The 18,337-nt window shown below is 63.5% G+C and carries 18 protein-coding genes; 11 read left to right on the top strand and 7 right to left on the bottom strand.

The window, feature by feature from the left end:
• Positions 1–35: 35 nt before the first annotated feature.
• The 5 genes from alr to tsaD are packed head-to-tail and all read left to right on the top strand — an operon-like array spanning position 36 to position 4,315.
• Positions 36–1,271 carry an alanine racemase gene (alr, locus tag QMG25_RS18195; protein ID WP_283462482.1) on the top strand — a complete coding sequence of 412 codons (1,236 nt, stop codon included), beginning with the start codon at positions 36–38 and terminating at the stop codon, positions 1,269–1,271.
• On the top strand, positions 1,271–1,957 hold the full coding sequence (tsaE, locus tag QMG25_RS18190) for a tRNA (adenosine(37)-N6)-threonylcarbamoyltransferase complex ATPase subunit type 1 TsaE (RefSeq protein WP_283462481.1): 687 nt from the start codon (positions 1,271–1,273) through the stop codon (positions 1,955–1,957). Before alr ends, tsaE begins: the two co-directional genes overlap by 1 nt.
• Positions 1,945–2,679 (top strand): tRNA (adenosine(37)-N6)-threonylcarbamoyltransferase complex dimerization subunit type 1 TsaB, encoded by a 735-nt coding sequence (gene tsaB / locus QMG25_RS18185; RefSeq protein WP_283462480.1) that lies wholly within the window; start codon positions 1,945–1,947, stop codon positions 2,677–2,679. The genes tsaE and tsaB overlap by 13 nt, the downstream gene beginning before the upstream one ends.
• On the top strand, positions 2,679–3,227 hold the full coding sequence (gene rimI / locus QMG25_RS18180; protein WP_283462510.1) for a ribosomal protein S18-alanine N-acetyltransferase: 549 nt from the start codon (positions 2,679–2,681) through the stop codon (positions 3,225–3,227). The genes tsaB and rimI overlap by 1 nt, the downstream gene beginning before the upstream one ends.
• Positions 3,224–4,315 carry a tRNA (adenosine(37)-N6)-threonylcarbamoyltransferase complex transferase subunit TsaD gene (gene tsaD, locus QMG25_RS18175; protein WP_283462479.1) on the top strand — a complete coding sequence of 364 codons (1,092 nt, stop codon included), beginning with the start codon at positions 3,224–3,226 and terminating at the stop codon, positions 4,313–4,315. The genes rimI and tsaD overlap by 4 nt, the downstream gene beginning before the upstream one ends.
• A 63-nt stretch (positions 4,316–4,378) precedes the next feature.
• On the opposite strand, the gene QMG25_RS18170 is transcribed toward tsaD, so the two are convergent.
• The 5 genes from QMG25_RS18170 to QMG25_RS18150 form a co-directional block, all read right to left on the bottom strand.
• On the bottom strand, positions 4,379–5,401 hold the full coding sequence (locus QMG25_RS18170) for a sensor histidine kinase (RefSeq protein WP_283462478.1): 1,023 nt from the start codon (positions 5,399–5,401) through the stop codon (positions 4,379–4,381).
• Positions 5,398–6,069, bottom strand: a complete 672-nt coding sequence (locus QMG25_RS18165) for a response regulator transcription factor (protein ID WP_283462477.1) — start codon at positions 6,067–6,069, stop codon at positions 5,398–5,400. Before QMG25_RS18165 ends, QMG25_RS18170 begins: the two co-directional genes overlap by 4 nt.
• On the bottom strand, positions 6,056–6,850 hold the full coding sequence (locus QMG25_RS18160; protein ID WP_283462476.1) for a DedA family protein: 795 nt from the start codon (positions 6,848–6,850) through the stop codon (positions 6,056–6,058). Before QMG25_RS18160 ends, QMG25_RS18165 begins: the two co-directional genes overlap by 14 nt.
• 72 nt (positions 6,851–6,922) lie before the next feature.
• Entirely contained in the window at positions 6,923–7,795 is an 873-nt protein-coding gene (locus QMG25_RS18155; protein WP_283462475.1) for a phosphatase PAP2 family protein, read from the bottom strand.
• A gap of 338 nt (positions 7,796–8,133) precedes the next feature.
• Positions 8,134–9,276 (bottom strand): glutamate--cysteine ligase, encoded by a 1,143-nt coding sequence (locus tag QMG25_RS18150; protein WP_283462474.1) that lies wholly within the window; start codon positions 9,274–9,276, stop codon positions 8,134–8,136.
• Positions 9,277–9,375: 99 nt separating this feature from the next.
• Between QMG25_RS18150 and QMG25_RS18145 the strand changes: the two genes are divergently transcribed.
• Complete coding sequence (locus QMG25_RS18145) at positions 9,376–10,218, top strand: shikimate 5-dehydrogenase (protein ID WP_283462473.1); 843 nt, start codon at positions 9,376–9,378, stop codon at positions 10,216–10,218.
• A gap of 28 nt (positions 10,219–10,246) precedes the next feature.
• On the opposite strand, the gene QMG25_RS18140 is transcribed toward QMG25_RS18145, so the two are convergent.
• Positions 10,247–11,482, bottom strand: a complete 1,236-nt coding sequence (locus QMG25_RS18140) for a THUMP-like domain-containing protein (RefSeq protein ID WP_283462472.1) — start codon at positions 11,480–11,482, stop codon at positions 10,247–10,249.
• A 148-nt stretch (positions 11,483–11,630) separates the two neighbouring features.
• Here QMG25_RS18140 and QMG25_RS18135 point away from each other — a divergent pair, with 148 nt between their 5' ends.
• The 4 genes from QMG25_RS18135 to QMG25_RS18120 all read left to right on the top strand — a co-directional run bounded on the left by QMG25_RS18135 (position 11,631) and on the right by QMG25_RS18120 (position 15,531).
• Positions 11,631–12,617 (top strand): siderophore ABC transporter substrate-binding protein, encoded by a 987-nt coding sequence (locus QMG25_RS18135; RefSeq protein ID WP_283462471.1) that lies wholly within the window; start codon positions 11,631–11,633, stop codon positions 12,615–12,617.
• Positions 12,618–12,720: 103 nt separating this feature from the next.
• Positions 12,721–13,698 (top strand): ABC transporter permease, encoded by a 978-nt coding sequence (locus QMG25_RS18130; protein ID WP_283462470.1) that lies wholly within the window; start codon positions 12,721–12,723, stop codon positions 13,696–13,698.
• Positions 13,691–14,779 carry an iron chelate uptake ABC transporter family permease subunit gene (locus QMG25_RS18125; RefSeq protein ID WP_283462469.1) on the top strand — a complete coding sequence of 363 codons (1,089 nt, stop codon included), beginning with the start codon at positions 13,691–13,693 and terminating at the stop codon, positions 14,777–14,779. Before QMG25_RS18130 ends, QMG25_RS18125 begins: the two co-directional genes overlap by 8 nt.
• Positions 14,776–15,531 carry an iron ABC transporter ATP-binding protein gene (locus tag QMG25_RS18120; protein WP_283462468.1) on the top strand — a complete coding sequence of 252 codons (756 nt, stop codon included), beginning with the start codon at positions 14,776–14,778 and terminating at the stop codon, positions 15,529–15,531. Before QMG25_RS18125 ends, QMG25_RS18120 begins: the two co-directional genes overlap by 4 nt.
• A gap of 456 nt (positions 15,532–15,987) precedes the next feature.
• Here the strand turns inward: QMG25_RS18120 and QMG25_RS18115 are convergent, their stop codons facing one another.
• The gene (locus QMG25_RS18115) at positions 15,988–16,866 is read right to left on the bottom strand and encodes a hypothetical protein (protein WP_283462467.1); all 879 of its coding nucleotides are present in this window, start codon (positions 16,864–16,866) and stop codon (positions 15,988–15,990) included.
• Between the two features lie 389 nt (positions 16,867–17,255).
• On the opposite strand from QMG25_RS18115, the gene QMG25_RS18110 reads away from it, so the two are divergent.
• Positions 17,256–18,122, top strand: coding sequence for a pentapeptide repeat-containing protein (locus tag QMG25_RS18110; RefSeq protein WP_283462466.1), 867 nt, complete (start codon positions 17,256–17,258; stop codon positions 18,120–18,122).
• Positions 18,123–18,337 lie beyond the last annotated feature (215 nt).

The following is an 18,337-nucleotide window of genomic DNA, read 5'->3' as shown; positions in this document are numbered from 1 at the left end:
ACGGCGGTGTCGGGGAAGAGGCCTAAAATGGGCTGGTGAGCACTTTCGTCGCACCCGTTCCCGAGCTTGAACGGCAAGCCATCATTGACCTGTCCGCGATCGCCAACAATGTCCGCCACCTCATGGGCGTTGCCGCACCCGCCCAATTCATGGCGGTGGTCAAGGCTGATGCCTACGGGCATGGCATGGCCCAAGTGGCACAAACAGCTGTGGCCGCCGGGGCCGCTTGGCTGGGCACCGCCCACGTCAGCGAGGCGCTGGCCCTGCGCGCTGCTGGACTTCAGGCGCCGGTGCTGGCGTGGCTGCACACCCCCGCCACCGATTTCACGGCGGCCCTCGCGGCGGACATCGATCTGGGCTGCTCCGGTTGGGAACTGGAGTACATTGTGGCTGCGGCCCGGGCGCTGGAACGTCCGGCCCGCGTGCACTTGAAAATCGATACAGGATTGGGCCGCAACGGCTGCTCCCTGACTGACTGGCAGGCGCTGGTCGAGGCCGCCGCGGACTACCAGCGAGCGGGCCTGGTGCGAGTGGTGGGCGTATTCAGCCACTTGGCGGTTGCCGACGAACCCGACCGCCCCGAAACTGACCACCAGCTTGAGCGCTTCCGCCAAGCCGTGGCCGTGGCGCAGGACGCCGGCCTGGATCCGGACCTGCGCCACCTTGCCAACACCCCCGCGACCTTGTCCCGCCCGGACACCCATTTTGACATGGTCAGGGTGGGGCTGGGCATGTACGGACTCTCCCCGTTTGCTGACCTGAGCTCGGCAGAGTTGGGGCTGGTTCCGGCCATGACGCTGCAAACCCGCATCGCTTTGTGCAAGGACGTGCCGGCAGGGCAGGGGGTGTCCTACGGACTCAATTACGCCACGGAAGAGCCCAGCACGCTGGGGCTGGTGCCGCTGGGCTATGCCGACGGCATACCGCGCGTTGCCACCGGAGGGCCGGTGCGCGTTGGCGGCATCACGTATCCGGTGGTGGGGCGCATCGCCATGGATCAGATGGTGATCGACTTCGGCCCTACTGGGCGCAGCCGCTTTGGAGGCGCACCCGGCACGGCTGGGATTGGCGGGGCAGGGACTGGAACGGCACTGGGTGTCACAGCGGAGCTCTTTGGCAACGGGAACGACGGCGGCCCCCTCGTCGAGCAGTGGGCCGAAGCCGCCGGGACGGTCAACTATGAGATCGTGACGCGGATCAGCCAACGCGTGCCGCGCACCTACGTGGGTCAGGCCTGCATGTCCGGTGCTGCCGCTGAAGGTGACTGCTGATGGAGTGGGAATTCATCACGGAGACGGCCGAGCAAACCCAGCACATCGCCGAGAATCTGGCAGCACTGCTCCAAGCGGGCGACCTCGTCATCCTCAGTGGTGAATTGGGAGCCGGGAAAACCACCTTCACCCAAGGCTTGGGCCGCCGCCTGGGGGTGCGGGCAGGGATCATTTCCCCGACCTTTGTACTGGTGCGCATCCACCCGAACCTGCCGGAGGGCCACAACCCCGGCGGTCCGGACCTTGTCCACGTCGACGCCTACAGGCTTGCCACAGCCGGTGAGATCGACGACATTGACCTGGAAAACACCATGGACAACTCAGTGACTGTTGTGGAATGGGGCGTGGACAGGGTTGAGCACCTTGCTGCCAGCCGGCTTGAAATTGAGCTGCTGCGCGCCGTCGGCGGAGGGCTGGCGGGCATGCTGCAGCCCACCGAGCAGACCTCCGAACAGGACGCCGCGAAAGCTGCCGCCGCCGGGGACCACGGAGGCGCCCCTGACTTTGCCGACAGTCACTTGCCCGACAGTGACTTTGCCGAAAGTTTTGACGACGACGAGGACGACGGGGAACCCCGCACCCTGCGCTTGCGGGCGGTCGGGACGCGTTGGGCAGGCACGGACTTTTCCGTGCTCGGCCAACTTGCAAAAACTACAGAACAGACGAAAACCACGTGCGAATCCTGACCATAGACACTTCCGCCATCGCCAGCGCCGCTGTGCTTGAGTTCGATCCGCTTGACCCTGTGCGGACCACGGAACTGGTGGCCAACTTTGCCACCGACGACACCCGCAGCCACGCCGAGGTGTTGGCCCCGGGGGTGAAGTCGCTCTTCAAGGACCCTGTTGCAGAAGGCCCGGCGCTGGATGCGATCGTGGTGGGCACTGGCCCGGGACCGTTCACCGGCCTGCGCTCAGGCATTGCGATGGCCCGCACGCTCAGTTTCACCTGGGGTGTTCCGCTCTACGGGATGATGAGCCTTGACGCGCTGGCGCAACAAGTCTTCGACACCCCGGCCCGCCGGGACGGCCGTGCCGTGGGGCCGCTGGCCATGGGGGACTTTGTGGTGGCCACCGATGCGCGCCGCAAGGAAGTGTACTGGGCCAAATACAATGCCGGCGCCCATTTGCTTGACGGTCCGCACGTGGGACCCGCAAACCAGATTTCAGGCGTCCTGGTCTTCGGCGCCGGTGCCGGGCTGTACCTTGACGTCTTGGAAAACAACGGCTGCAGCATCCATCTCGAGTTCGCCCAGGCACAGCCCACCGCCCTTGAACTGGGGCGAGCGGCAGCGCGCCGGATTACTGCGGCCGGTTCGCTCCAAGCAGCCGGACTGTTGGCATCAACTCCGCTGTACCTGCGCGAGTCCGATGCAAAGGTGCCCGGACCCAGGAAGCGGGCCCTGTGATGGTCGATCCTGAACTGCCTGCATCCGACCAGCATGCACCGCCCAGCGGCGCAGCGGCACTGCTGCGCGACATGGGTCCGGAGGACCTGGACTTCATTGTGGCGCTGGACAAGAAGCTCTTCGGTGCCGACGCCTGGCCTAAGAGCATGTTCGTGCATGAACTGGCGCATCCGGAAACCCGCCGCTATGTCATTGCCGAGGTGCCCGACAGCGCCGGCGGCAGCCTCGCCGTCGGCTATGCGGGGCTCATGTGCGTGGCGCCGACCGGCGACATCCAAACGATCGGCGTGCTCCCGGACCATGAGGGCCGCGGCATCGCCCGGGCCATGCTGGATGAACTGATCGCCGAAGCTGCCAGCCGCGGGGCCACCGAGGTCATGCTCGAAGTCAGTGCGGTCAACCCCCGGGCCCAGCGACTCTACGAACGTTACGGCTTCACCCACATTCACACCCGGCGCAAGTACTATCGGGACGGCTCGGACGGGCTCGTCATGCACCTTCCCCTGCCGACGCCGGACGCATCGACCACTGTGAAGGACTATCCATGAACCACACGCAGCCGCTGATCTTGGGGATCGAATCCTCCTGCGATGAAACAGGCGTGGGGCTGGTGCGCGGCACTACGCTGTTGACGAATACCGTCTCCTCCTCCATGGAAGAGCACATCCGCTTTGGCGGGGTCATCCCGGAAATTGCCTCGCGCGCCCACCTGGACGCCTTTGTCCCCACCCTGCAAAAGGCATTGGACGATGCCGGGGTGGGCCTCGAGGACGTCGATGCGATCGCCGTCACCAGCGGTCCGGGCCTGGCCGGGGCACTCATGGTCGGTGTCAGCGCAGCCAAGGCACTGGCGCTGGCCACCGGCAAACCGTTGTACGCCATCAACCACCTGGTGGCGCATGTTGGCGTCGGCCTGCTCGACGAGTCGATCCCCGGGGTTGGCGACAACGGCGGGCTGCCGACGAACCTGGGCGCGTTGCTGGTGTCGGGCGGACACACCGAGATCCTGCGCGTGCGCAGCATTTCCTCCGACGTGGAACTGCTCGGGGCAACGATTGACGACGCAGCAGGGGAGGCTTTTGACAAGGTGGCGCGCCTGCTGGGCTTGAACTATCCCGGCGGGCCGGCCGTCGACAGGCTCGCGAAGGAAGGGAACGCCAAGGCCGTCCGCTTCCCGCGCGGGCTGACAATGCCCAAATACATGGGCACTGCCGTAGCACCGGGCCCGCACCGCTACGACTTTTCCTTCTCCGGGCTCAAGACCGCGGTGGCCCGCTGCGTGGAGGGGTACGAAGCCAGGGGCGAGGAGATCCCGGTGGCGGACATTGCGGCGTCGTTCCAGGAAGCCGTGCTGGATGTCATCACTGCCAAGGCGGTGCTTGCTTGCAGGGAACAGGGCATCACAACTTTGCTGATGGGCGGGGGAGTGGCCGCAAACTCTCGCTTGCGCGTGCTTGCTCAGCAGCGGTGTGCAGCGGCAGGCATCACCTTGCTGGTGCCGAAGATGTCACTGTGCACCGACAACGGCGCCATGGTGGCAGCCCTCGGCGCGCAGCTGGCGATGAACGGCGTCGCCCCGAGCAAGCTGTCATTCGCCCCGGATTCCTCCATGCCGGTGACAAGCATCAGCCTTTAGTCGCCGAGTTTGCAGTAGATTGCAATGTTTCTCGATAACATTGCCAACTGCTCCCGTTTCGATTCAGGTGGCCGGGTCAGCCCCGCGGCCGCGGTGGTGGGGAGCGGCGGTTGGCAGCGTCAGCTCCATGGTGGTGCCGCCGGGGCCGGTGGCACCCAACCCGATGCCGCCGCCGGCTGCCACGGCGATCTCGCGGACAAGGGCCAGGCCCAGCCCGTGGCTGCGCCGGCCTCCGGAAGGCGGCGTGCTGGTGTGGGCAAAGCGGTCAAAGATCCTGTCCGGGTGGATTCCGGTGATGCCGCCGCCCGTGTCGGTGACCTTGATCAGCACCTTGCCGCCGGCCACGGCGGTGGTGACAGTGATGCTCCCACCCCGTGGCGTGTGGTTGAGCGCATTGTCTGCAAGCCCCAGGACTGCCCGGCGCAAACTGTTGGCCTGGATGCGTACCCAGGCATCGCCGCTGTGTGTGGCCTGCAGCTGGACATCCCGTGTGGCAGCCAAGTCCTGCAGGCCCGCCATGACACCATCGACGACGGCGGACACCTCCACCGGTTCGGCCGTCCCGTGGGACTCGCCCGTGGCCGCGAGCAGGAGTTCCTCCACGGTGGCGGACAACACGGCAGTGTCCTGGCGGATCTGGTCCAGCAGGCGGGCGGCATCGGTGTTGGGCCCCACCTTGTGTTCGGCCAGCTGGACCCGGGCGTCGAGGATGGTCAGCGGCGTGCGCAGCTCATGGCTGGCGTCCTGGACGAAACGGCGCTGCAGCTCCAGCGCCCGTCCCAGCGGCCGGATGGCGCTGCGGGCACTCAACCAGCCGATGGCGCCAGCCGCCAGAATCCCGGCAAAGCCTGCCACGGCCATGGCCTTGAGCATGTCGTTGGACTCTACGTAGACGCGTGCGGAGGTGTCGGACGCGGCCACTTCCGGATGGTGGGACAGATTGAGCATGTAGAGGGCGGCGGCAATGATGACAGCCACCACCATCAAGGCGATGGCGACGGCTATGCGCAACCCCACTGTGAGCGCGGCCCGACGCAGCTGCGGAGTGTCGGCGTGGGCCGGGGCCGGCTTGCGGGAGATGATCATGAGCCGTCACCGATCTGGTAGCCCAGGCCGTGCACGGTCCGGATCACGGTTTTGGAGACCTTCTTGCGCAGATAGTGCACGTAGGTGTCAATGACTCCGGGGGAGTCCTCGGGGTGGAACAGCTCCAACACCAGCTCCTGGCGGGTGAAGACTCGCTCGGGCTGGCGTGCCAGCACGGCCAGCAGTTCGGTTTCCTTGGCCGTCAGCGCCACGCGTTCCCCGTAGCTGGACCGCAGCGAACGGCTGCCCGGATCGAGCGACCAGTCGCCAACACTGAGCTGGGCTGCAGCGGGGGTGAAACTGCGCGTGACGGCATGCAGCCGCGCCTTGAGCTCGCCGGCGTCGAATGGCTTTGTCATGTAGTCGTTGGCACCTGCGTTGAGCCCCGCAATCTTTTCCACCGTGGCACCCAAGGCCGTGAGGATGATGGCGGGGCTGGTGACGCCCTTGCGGCGAAGGGCGGAGACCAGTTCGATCCCATCCATGCCCGGAAGGCCGCGGTCCACGACCATGGCATCCCAGTGTGCCGTCAAGCCCAGATGCAGGCCCCTGTGGCCGTCGGCGGCTATCTCCACGTCGTAGTCGTCGGCCAGCAGCTCGGCAATCAACGGACCCAAGACGGAGTCGTCTTCAACCAGCAGAAGCCGGGGCAGCTCAGGGATGTGCATGACCCCCATTGTCCACGCTCCCGTTGCATGGTGCCTGAGTGCCTGCATCGACATTATGGGCGGCACTGCGGGTCTCGCTGACCTCGCTGACCGCGGTTGCCTGCGCTGCCCCAGCTGCCTCGGGTGCCTGCGCGGCCCGAGTTGCCTGCGCTGCCTGGTCTGTTTGGATGGCTCCGGCGGTCCGGGCGGCGCGGCGCTTGCGCACGAAGCTGATGCCTGCAGGCAGCACAGAGGTCAGCACAAGTGCCACCGCCAGGACATCGATATTGTTGGCAATCAACTCAAAATGACCCAGCCACGTTCCCAGCATGACGATCGAACCTGCCCAGCCCACTGCTCCGAGAATGTTCCAGAGGGTGAACTTTCGGTAGTTGTAGTTGGCCACCCCCGCCACGAGGGGGGCATAGGTGCGCACGATCGGAACAAACCTGGCCAACACAATGGCCCAGCCGCCGCGCTTGGCAAAGAAAGCCTCGGTTTCGTGCAGGTATTTGCTCTTGAGGATTCTGGCGTCGTCCTTGAACCAGCGCCGGCCGAACTTGTGGCCCAGGAAGTACCCTGCCTGGTCACCGGCAATGGCGGCCAACGCCACCACCCCGATGAGCACAGGAAGGGAAAGGTTGAGCTCGTGGTGCAAAAGCCCGGCTGTGAACAACAGAGAATCCCCGGGCAGGAAGGGAAACAGCAGGCCCGATTCAATAAAGACCATCAAGGCCACGACGATGAGCACGGCCGGACCGAGTCCCTCCAAAAGTGAAACGGGGTCCAATGCGGAAAACACTCCGGAGTGCTGGGCTCCGGCTAGGGGGAGCCCAGACTGAACGGCAGGTAAAACGGCAGACACCACGCGGCCTCAGGAATTCTCGTCGTTGAGGGTGGAGCGTGGCCCAGACCTGCCACTGGGGCTTGCAGCAAGTGCGGGGCCGTCCATGGCGCTCGCGGCCGGTCCAAATCCGGGACCAGCGGCCGGTTCCGGTCCAGCGGCCGGTACAGCAACCGGGCCGAAGCGCGACAGTAGCGGAATGCGGGGCAGCAGCTGGCCTTGGAACCTGTTCCACACACCGCAAAAGAGCAGCACCCCGGCGCTCGCAGACAGGAACGAGGCGACTACATCGCTGGGATAGTGGACGCCCTCATAGAGCCGGGACCACGCCACGGCGACGGACACCAGTACGCCCAGGACTGCGGCCGGCTTGGCCCAGGGGCCGTTCCTGAGCAGGAAGAAGAACGCCCAGGCCAGGCCGACAACCAGCGCCACATGGCCGCTGGGGAAGCTGTTGGATCCGGTCTCCGGGGAGAGCGGATCCAAGAGCAGGGCCGGGTTGGGCCGGGGACGTTCGACAATGGCCTTGAAGAACTGGCTCGACAACCATCCGGCCGCCGCCACACCGCCACAGGCCACAGCGTTTACCGGCGACTTGCATACCGCCAGCAGGAACAGGCAGAGCGCGGCAATGATGAGGACCCCGGCCAATGGAGAAAAAACCGTGCCAAGGCTCATGGCGATCACCGTCAGGGCAGCCACGTGGCTGCGGCTCAGTTGTTGGTCAATGGTGAATTCGCCCGTGCTGAAGTCGGGTGTTTCCACAGCGTAAAAACCTATCGCCAGCACGGCAACGGACAACAGCACCACCCAGAGCCCCCACAGTGCAGGCTGTGGAAGGGTCGCCAGGCGGGTGCGGTGCCGGATTCCGGATTCGATGCTTCGGGGGGATGGTGGTGCCATGGGAGCTCCCTGGTGTGTGGCGTGCAATTTCAAGGCAAGGCGCAATGGGCCTGCCTCAACTCTTGTGCACGGCAGCTAAGAATTTACTAAGAACCCCACAGCTGTCCGGCCAAGCCAGCGATGATGGGCCCAGTCCGGCCAAGCCAACACGTATGGGCCCACAATCCCGAGGGGCCCCAATGGGGTACGCGCCAGCGGGCAGGTAATCGAAGATCGCTATGGGCCCACAGCTCCGAGGGGCCCAACGCGAGCTTGCGACCATTCGAAGAGCGTTGTGGGCCCACGCCGGCCAGGTTCCGGTGAAATCGCGCAAGCGATTTATCCGGCCGGCCGGGGGGCTAGTTGCTTGCCATCTCCGCCACGAGTTCACGCACGACGGCGCGCAGCTCGCCTCCGTGGGCTGCGGCGACGCGACGCTGGCGTTGGTAGCTGGCGCCGGTGGCAATGATTTTTTCCACGCTGGCCAGCTCGTCCGGGCAGCCCAGCCGCGCGGCCACCGGCTCCAGCTTGTTCAGCAGCTCAACAAGGTGTTCGGTGACAAGCTGTTCCTTGCCGGCTGCATCCAGGATGATGATGGCGTCCATGCCGTAGCGTGCCGCGCGCCACTTGTTTTCCTGGATGTGCCACGGGGGCATCGTGGGGATGGTGCCGCCGTCGTTCAAGGTGGTGGAAAAGTCTTCGACAAGGCATTGGGTCAGGGCTGCGACGGCGCCAATTTCCTCGAGGGTGGACATGCCGTCGCAGATGCGCATTTCAATGGTGCCAAGGTTTGCGACGGGGCGGATGTCCCAACGGATTTCATTGTGTGCATCAATGACCCCGGTGGTGAACATGTCCTGCACATAGGATTCGTACGCGGCCCAGTCCGGGAACTGGAACGGCAGACCGGCCGTGGGCAGCTGCTGGAACATCAAGGCGCGCTGGGAGGCGTAGCCGGTGTCTTCGCCGTTCCAGTACGGTGAGGAAGCTGACAGTGCCTGGAAATGCGGGAAGTGGTTGACCAGCCCGTCCAGCACCGGCATGGCCTTGGCGACGTGGTCCAGGCCCACATGGACGTGGACGCCATAGATCAGCATCTGGCTGCCCCACCACTGGGTCCTGTCGACGAGTTTGGCGTAGCGTTCCTTGTTGGTGACTGCCTGCTCGCTCGGTTTGCTGAAAGGGTGGGTGCCTGCGCTGAGCAGGTCGAGGCCCAGGGGGGCGGCGGCCTCGCGCAGCTCGAGCAGGCTGCGGCGTAGATCGGCGGTGCCGTCTGCGACGGTGTTGGCCACCCCTGTGACAAGCTCCACAGTGTTTTGCAGCATTTCACCCTTGATGTGGGGGTGTTCGCCGGTCTTCATGGACTCAGGGTTGGCGGTCTCGATGTTCGCGAAAACGTCATCTGCGCGTGCCGCCAACTCGCCTGTTTCCTTGTCGACGAGCGCAATTTCCCATTCCAGGCCCAACGTGGACTGCTTGGATTTGGCAAAATCGATTTTCACTTCGGGCGCCCCCTTGGCAATGGTTCAGTGGTGGTGCAATCCGGCAAGGGTGCCTGCTGCCCTCTAATTCTAGTTCAGGTTCTGCTGCACAATGGTTTTATGGCCCTTTTGAACAAAGACACGACGCTGTGCATTTCCCTCGCCGCCCGGCCCAGCAACATCGGCACGAGTTTCCACAACTATATCTACGCGGAGCTCGGGCTGAACTATATTTACAAGGCGTTTGCGCCGGCGGACTTGGCGCAGGCCGTTGCGGGCATCAGGGGCCTGGGCATCCGCGGGGCGGGCGTGTCCATGCCTTACAAGGAGGATGTCATTGCGCTCGTTGACGTCATGGACGCCTCCGCCGCAGCCATCGATTCGGTCAACACCATCGTGAACGACGACGGTGTCCTCACCGCCTACAACACCGACTACCTGGCGATCGCCCAGCTTTTGGCCGACCACGCCCTGCCCTTGGACACCCCCGTGCTGCTGCGGGGCTCGGGCGGAATGGCCAAGGCCGTTGCGGCCGCCGTGCACGACGCCGGATACGCGAACGTGACGATCGTGGCACGCAACGAAGCGCGCGGCCGGGCACTTGCCGCGCAGCATGATTTTGCGTGGGCGCCCGAGGCTGCCGAGACTCCCGCAGCTGCCGCCGCTACTACTGCTGCTGGTGCGGGAATGCTCATCAATGCCACGCCGCTGGGCATGGCCGGATCCGAGGCGTCGTCGCAGTCATTTGCCGATGCCGTGGTGGCGCAGGCGCAGCTGGTGTTCGACGTCGTCGCACTTCCCGCCGAAACCCCACTCATCCTGGCCGCCCGCGCCGCCGGCAAGAAGGTCATCACCGGCGCCGAGGTCATTGCGCTGCAGGCCGCAGAACAATTCGTGCTCTACACAGGTGTGCGCCCCAGCACGGAGCTGGTGCGCAAAGCCTCGGAGTTCTCACGCCGCTAGCGGGCCAGGGTGTCAGCGAGTCAAGGTGTCAGCGGGCCAGGGGTGCGTGGGTTGGGCCCTGGGGTTCAACCACCACGGCGACCCTCTCCTCGCCAATGCGGGTCAGGACAAGCGTGGCCTTGTGGGGGCCCTTGCCCGAACCTGTGAGCAGTTGGCGCCGCAATTCCTCCGGTGTGGTGGAGATTCCGCGCTTCTTGATGTCCAGCACGCCGATCCGGTTGGCCTTGACCCAAGCCTTCAGCGCCTTAACGTTGAATGGCTTGACCTCCAGAATCTTGTACCGGCGGGCGAAGGGAGTGTCCACGGGCTCGTCCGAGCACAGGTAGGCGATGTGTTCGTCGACCAGATGGGCGCCCATGCTGCGGGCAAGGTCCGCCACCAGTCCGGCGCGGATCACGGCGCCGTCGGGCTCGTAGAGGTATCCGGCCAGCGGGCCCGGCTCAACATTCTGGGCAGCGGGGTCGTAGGCGATGGAGCTTGTCAGCTCGTGCATGCCTTCGGCGCCTGTGACTAGCGCTGCGCGGCGGATGCCGGGGCGGGCCAGTGCGTTGAAGTACAGTGCAGCTTCCACGACGTCTCCGTTGACGGAAATCCACTGCGCCTCCGCGGTGTGGGGGACGGCCTCATGGGGAATTCCCGGCCCCATCTTCACGCCAACAGCCAGTCCCTTGTTGGCCAGCGCCTCCACGAATGACAACGGCGGGGAAAACGCTTCCGGGTCAAAGAGCCGCGTGGTCCCTGAACTGCTGGTGGTGCGACGAGCGGGATCAAGCCATACGCCGTCAATGCCTGTCAGGTCCGTCTCCTCGGCTTTGGCGCACACGACGGTGGCGTGCGGGAAGGGCATCAGGTTGACGGTGGCACAGGCAGCGGTGACTTCATCCATTTCCACGGCCTTGACGGTGATGTCGAGGCTGGCCAGCGCCAGCGAATCCGAGCCCAGGCCACAGCCGAGGTCGGCCACGGAGGTGATTCCCGCAGTGGTGAATCGCTGTGCGTGCATTGCCGCAATACTCAGGCGCGTGGCTTGTTCCAAGCCGGCCTGGGTGAAGAGCATTTGGTGGGCGAACTCGCCAAATTTGGCCTCTGCCTTCGCCCGCAGCCGTGCTTGGGTCAGTGCGGCGGCGACCAGTTCGGGGGAGTGCCCGGCCTTGCGGAGCGACTCGTTCAGTTTGAGTGAATCGGCTTCCTTGTAGGGGCCAAGGGAGGAGAGGAGTTCCCAGCCTTCAACGGTGAGCAGGGGGGAAATGGCATCGGTGGGCATCCCTAGAGCCTAGCCGTTTGGACAGCGTGACAAGAGTCACAGTAAATAGGTTACTAATAAGTTGCGCAATTATTGGGTGCCGTAATAGGTTCAAGTGCAGAGCTTATAAGGATTGCCTAAGCTAACCCCACGACTTTGGAGAATTTCGATGATGAAGACACGCCTGCTCACGCTCGCCGCCACCGCCGCCGTGCTTGCCTTGACAGCCTGTGGTGCCCAGACGCCCGCCACCGACGCGGAGGCAAACGGTGCTGCGAAGTCCGTGAGCGTTGAGGACAACAACGGCACGCAAAAGCTGAATCTGCCACTGCAGTCGGTGGTGGCCACCGACAACAGGACGTTCGAGACCCTCTCGGACTGGGACATCGAACTGAGCGCCGGCGCCGTGGCACTGATGCCCAAAACCATCGACTACAAGTCGGACTCCTCGATCGTGGACCTGGGCAACCACCGCGAACCGAATCTCGAAGCCGTGGTGGCCGTTGAGCCGGACTTGATTGTCAATGGCCAGCGCTTCGCCCAGTACCACGACGATTTTCTCAAGCTTTCCCCCAATGCCACAGTGCTGGAGCTCGACCCGCGCGAGGGCGAGCCCTTCGATGCCGAACTGAAGCGCCAGATCTCGGTCCTGGGCGAGGTGTTCGGCAAGCAGGCCGAAGCCAAGAAGGTCAACGACGACTTTGACGCGGCAATTGCCCGCGTGAAAAAGTCCTACGCCCAGGACTCCACCGTCATGGGCGTCATCACCTCCGGCGGCAACATCAACTACTCCGCACCGGGCAACGGCCGCACACTTGGCCCGCTGTTTGACATTCTGGGCCTGACTCCGGCTCTTGAAGTCAAGGACGCCAGCACAGACCACCAGGGCGACGACATTTCCGTTGAAGCCATTGCCAAGTCCAACCCCGACTGGATCCTTGTCATGGACCGCGACGCCGCCATCTCCGCTGCCGACGAGGCCGACTACAAGCCGGCCAGCAGCCTGCTGGAAAGCTCCGAAGCCTTGAAGAACGTGACGGCCACCAAGGACGGCAACATTGTCTACATGCCGGCGGACACGTACACGAACGAGAGTATTCAGACGTACACCGAGTTCCTGAACAGCTTTGCGGATGCGCTCGAAAGCAAGAAGTAGAAGCACCCGGCACTAGCGCAGTGGCAGGCCCCAATCGGCGGTCTGCCCCTGCGTTGCATCCAAGCTGTTTCGCAGCCAAGCCAGTCTGAAGGGACGGCTGAACATGACCACCACCACGCGGGTCCCGTCCAAGGGCCGGCTGTTTGAACCCAAGCTGCTCATCGGCGTTGCCGTTGTGGGGCTTCTATTGGTGTTCTCGCTGTTCACGGGTGTCTATGACATTTTCGGCGGCGAAGACGGCGGTGAGATGTTTGCCGTCACCCGAGTCCCGCGCACCATCGCCCTGGTCCTGTCGGGGGCAGCGATGGCCATGTCCGGTCTTGTCATGCAGATGCTGACACAAAACCGTTTTGTTGAACCCACCACCACGGGGACCACCGAATGGGCCGGGCTGGGCCTTTTGACGGTCATGATCATCAACCCCGGCGCCAGCATCCTGCTCAAGATGAGCGGCGCAGTCATTGCCGCCTTCATCGGCACCATGGTCTTTTTTCTGTTCTTGCGCCGCGTCTCGCTCAAGGCATCCCTGACAGTGCCGATCGTTGGCATCATGCTGGGAGCCGTGGTGGGCGCCGTCGCCAGTTTCATCGCCCTGCAAACCAACATGCTCCAAAGCCTGGGGATCTGGTTTGCCGGCAGCTTCACGTCGGTGTTGCGGGGGCAGTACGAGGTGCTGTGGATTGTGGCACTGGTGGGCATTGCCGTTTTCTTGGTTGCCGACCGTTTCACGGTGGCCGGGCTTGGCGAGGAAATCGCCACCAATGTGGGGTTGAACTACAACCAGATCATGCTGCTGGGGACGGGGCTCATCGCCATCTCCACCGGCATTGTCACGGTGGTGGTGGGCAACCTGCCGTTCCTGGGGTTGATTGTGCCGAACATTGTTTCCATGTTCCGCGGCGACGACCTGCGCGGGAACCTGCCGTGGGTGTGCCTGCTGGGCATTGGCATTGTGACGGTGTGCGACCTGGTGGGGCGAACCATCATCATGCCCTTTGAAGTCCCCGTCTCCCTGATCCTGGGCGTCGTGGGTGCTGTGGTCTTCATTGCCCTGTTGCTTAAGCAGCGCCGCAATGGCTGAGACCTCCATACTCCGGCGAACCCCGCGTCTCACGAACAAAAACCTCGGGAACAAGACGCGCACGGGCCTGCACCACTCCGGCCGCGAGTCCGGGGCCCTGCCCACGGCCCGCTCACGCAAGCGCTACTGGGTGGTGCTGGGCGTGCTCATCACCTTGGCCGTTGGATTCGGCTTTGGCCTGCTGGCATGGGACAACCCGATGCCCGTGGGAAGCGCCGGCTTCTGGCGCATCGCGCAGATGCGTGGCACAAGCATTGTGGTCATGATGGTGGTGGCCATCTGCCAGGCCATGGCCACTGTGAGCTTTCAGACCGCCACCAACAACCGCATCATCACGCCGTCGATCATGGGCTTTGAATCCCTGTACATCGCCGTGCAGACCGGGGCCGTGTTCTTCCTTGGCATAGCCGGTGTGGGCGCCATCCAAGGCAACGCCCAGTTCATCATTCAAATCCTGCTCATGGTGGGGCTGTCCATGGCCCTTTACGGATGGCTGCTCTCCGGGAAATACGGCAACCTTCATATCATGCTGCTCATCGGCATCATCATCGGCGGCGGCCTCGGCTCCATCTCGGTCTTCATGCAGCGGTTGTTGACGCCCAGCGAATTCGACGTGCTCACGGCACGCCTCTTTGGCTCCATCTCCAACGCCGAACTCAGCTACCTGCCCATCGCCATCCCGCTGTGCCTGGGGGCCGGGATCCTGCTGCTGCGCAACTCCAAGCGGCTGAACATCATTGCCCTGGGTAGTGACACCACCACGAACCTGGGCCTGAACCACCGCTTTGAGGTGATGCGGGTGCTGTTCCTTGTCTCCATCCTCATGGCCACCTCAACAGCACTTGTGGGGCCCATGACATTCCTTGGCTTCCTCGTGGCAACTCTTGCCTACCAGCTGGCTGACAGCTACGACCACCGCTACGTTTTCCCCGTTGCCGTGCTCATAGGTTTCGTGGTCCTGGCGGGGGCGTACTTCGTCATGAAGAACGTCTTTTATGCCCAAGGTGTTGTCTCGATCATCATCGAGGTTGTGGGCGGTTCCGTCTTCTTGTTCTTCATTCTGCGAAAGGGTCGCCTGTGATCACACTGACCGACGTCAAGAAAAGCTACAGCAGCGAAGTGGCGATCGGCCCCGTCACCTTGGAAATTCCGCGTGGCGGCGTCACCGCGCTCGTGGGGCCCAACGGTGCCGGGAAGTCCACGCTGTTGACAATGATCGGACGCTTGCTGGGTGTGGACGAAGGCGCCATCGTGATTGCCGGCTACAACATCTCCAGCACGGCATCCAAGGACCTGGCCAAGATCGTTTCCATTCTGCGCCAGGAAAACCACTTCGTCACCCGCCTGACCGTGCGCCAGCTGGTGGGTTTTGGCCGCTTTCCGCACTCCAGGGGCCGGCTAACCGCAGCCGATGAAGAGGTCGTCAGCCGTTCCATCGACTTTTTGTCCCTGGGCGACCTGGAAAACCGCTACCTGGACCAGCTCTCCGGCGGGCAGCGTCAGCGCGCCTACGTGGCGATGGTGTTGGCACAGGACACCGACTACGTGCTGCTTGACGAGCCGCTGAACAACCTTGACATGAAGCACTCGGCGCAAATGATGCAGCTGTTGCAAAGGGCAGCGGTGGAACTGGGCCGCACCATTGTCATTGTGCTGCATGACATCAACTTCGCAGGACATTATTCCGACCACATTTGCGCGGTCAAGGGCGGGAAAGTCATTGAATTTGGCACGGCGGAAACCATCATGACCGAGGAGGTCCTCAGCCGTGTCTTTGACACCCCCGTGCAGGTCATTGAAGGCCCCCGCGGCCCGCTGGCGGTTTACTACTAAAAACGCTCCCTCACCTTCGGGCCGTTTTATCTGGACGCTCGGTTAGATCCGGGGCGAAAATCCCCAACGCTCTCGCAGCGATGGTTGCTTTTTGCCGGACCCTGTCCCAGCAATGGTGCGTCTTTTGCGCACGCTGTCCTACAACATGGTGTCATCTTCAGGAGTCGACTGCACGGAATGCCAGAAGGCGTATGCACTGCGGCTCCGTGTCCATAAGGGGAACGCTTTACGGGCGCTTGAGGCTCTGTGTGAGACTTTATCTATGATCTCCATACGACAGCGAAAAACGCAGATCTAGACACGATAGTTGGATGTGTACCCGATGCTGCCGCTGTCGGGCAGGAACGCTCGGTCATATCGAAAAGCGAGCGATGCGCTGGTGGCGAGCTGGCCGCTGGTGATGGCAGGCACAGCCGTCAGCCCGTGGCAATGCCACGGGCTACTCGGTGCCCAGGCTTACGTCGCCTGAAGCCCGCGCACGCTCCAGTCCGCGCAGTTCACGACCTGCCCGCCTTCAGCCGTGATCAGGATCAACGTCCTACCTCCGCGCATCGTCGCCGTACCGCTGACGCGGAGGTCCCAGGGACGTCGCTCTAGAACCTCCCCGTGGTTGCTGAACCGGAGCAGGGAGTTCTTCCCCTCGGAAGTCTCGTGGACCGCGACCCAGGTCCCCGTCACCGGGTCGTGGAGGACGTGACGGATGAAGTCCTCAGCCACCCTCGCTCGTTCCTGCCCGTCGGAGTCGAGGATTCGTAAGAACCCGTTGTCTGTGACCGCTAGGTGCTCCCCGTCGCTAGCTGCAAACCAAACTGGACCCAGCCCGGTCGCAATCCGGGACCCCAGCGGATCCAGCGAACGATCCAGCAGGCGGCACCAACCGCCACCCACTGCAAGCGAGAGGTCCGAAGTCAGCGCGATCACCCTCAACACCCCGCGCAGGGAACGCACCTCCGCCCCGGTCGCTGCCTCCAGCACGCGGGTGGCCCTGCGGAGGTAAGTGACAACCACACGACCTCCAGCCAAGGCAGTCACGGCCTCTACGTTCGTGCGGCTGCGGTCCTGCCACAGCCGCTGTCCCGTTAGGTCGTACCCGCACACGCCGTGGCGCTCCCACGCGCCAGCCACCACCACGGAGCGCTCACCGGGCACCAGTGCCCCCCGCCAGACGCCACCGGAGCCCCACACCGACTCGAACGTGGCACAACGCGCACCACGCACCAACGACCACACGTCCACGACTCCCTTGGGCTGGGCGGTGACCAGCAAGTCCTCTTCCCACGGTGGTGCGGCCACATCACGAAGATCGATCACCACGGAGTACCCCCAAGAGTTCATCAAATATGATGCCAAGGACTCTGTCAGTGGATCCGATAGCGGTCAAGTCCACGGAGGTGGTGTACGCATGAAGTTCGGCGTATGACCGATCCGCAAGCGGAACGCTGCCCGGACACTATCTGCCGGCATTCTGTAGCTCTGAGCTTGGCCTGTAGTTCGTGAGCAGCGGATGGGGAAGCTGGTCGAGGGGTCTGTGCCAGGTGATTGAGGCTGGCCGCGGTACGCTGTTGACAGTGATACTTAATTTTTCTCTGTGACCCAGAGTCCTTTCAGCGGTTCCAAAGCGCTCCTTAACGGAGTGGTGATGATGTGCGCCCTTTAGGGGATCTCCATTTGGAGTTCCCCTACTCACCGGCTCACCGAAATCACCATTGAAAGATCACGGAACCATGACATCAGCGAACACTTCTGACCCCATTTCCTCTGCCTTTGACCGGCAATCCCTGCGCCCTGATTGTGGCAATTGCTTTGCCCTGTGCTGTACGGCATTCGGGTTCTCTCGCTCGGCGGACTTTGCCCTCGACAAACCAGCGGGGACACCATGCCAAAACCTGGACCAGGACTTCTCCTGCACCATCCACGACAGCCTGCGTCCGAGAGGCTTTCGTGGATGTACAGCCTTTGACTGCTTCGGAGCCGGCCAAAACGTATCCCAGCAGTTCTTCGCTGGAAAGAGTTGGCTCGCGGAACCCGATACCAAAGACGACATGTTTGCTGCATTCAAAGCCGCGCGGCAGCTACATGAGATGCTCTGGTATCTGGTCGAAGCCGGACGGCGGACATTCGATCCTGAAATCGCAGGACAAGCAGAACGGCTCCGGAACACGATTGAACAAGCACTCGGGGGCGACTTGACGAAGCTTCTTTCAACGGATGCACAGGATCTTCACTCTCACGTCAGGTGCATTCTGATGGAGGTCAGCGAGGAAGTGCGTGCTTCCTACTTCGCGGCAGGGGGTGAGCATCTGGATGCGGCGTTGAAGCCAGGGGCGGATCTGATGAGCCGGAATTTCCGCTCCCGTCGGCTGTGTGGGGCAGATCTTAGAGGCGCGTACCTCATTGCAGCGGACTTGCGGGGAAGCGATTTGTCCGGTGTGGATCTGCTCGGTGCAGATTTGCGGGATGCACGGCTCGAAGGAGCCGATTTATCAAGCGCGCTTTACCTGACTCAGCCACAGCTCAATGCTGCTCATGGCAATCAAGCGACACGTGTTCCTGCGGATCTGGATGTGCCCTCTCACTGGCATAACGGATAACAACCCTGTCACAAGACAGGGCAACAGGGGTCGGGGGGGTGGGGGGGCGGGCGAGGCGCCCCGCCCGCGACGTCGTTGTGTTGCGCTCGGGGGGGGCTGGCCCTGAAGGGGGCGTGAGATTAAAGAGGAGCAGGTCAACACGGAACGGCGTCGCCGTGTGGTGGTGCCGGGAGGGGGGGCGGGGTGGGGTGGGTGTGTCCGCTGGTCTCTGGGCT

The sequence above is a fragment of the Arthrobacter sp. H35-D1 genome (genome assembly GCF_030063185.1).
Lineage (GTDB): Bacteria > Actinomycetota > Actinomycetes > Actinomycetales > Micrococcaceae > Specibacter.
The sequence above is the reverse complement of the archived record's forward strand: the minus strand, read 5'-3'. Positions and strand labels throughout refer to the sequence as shown.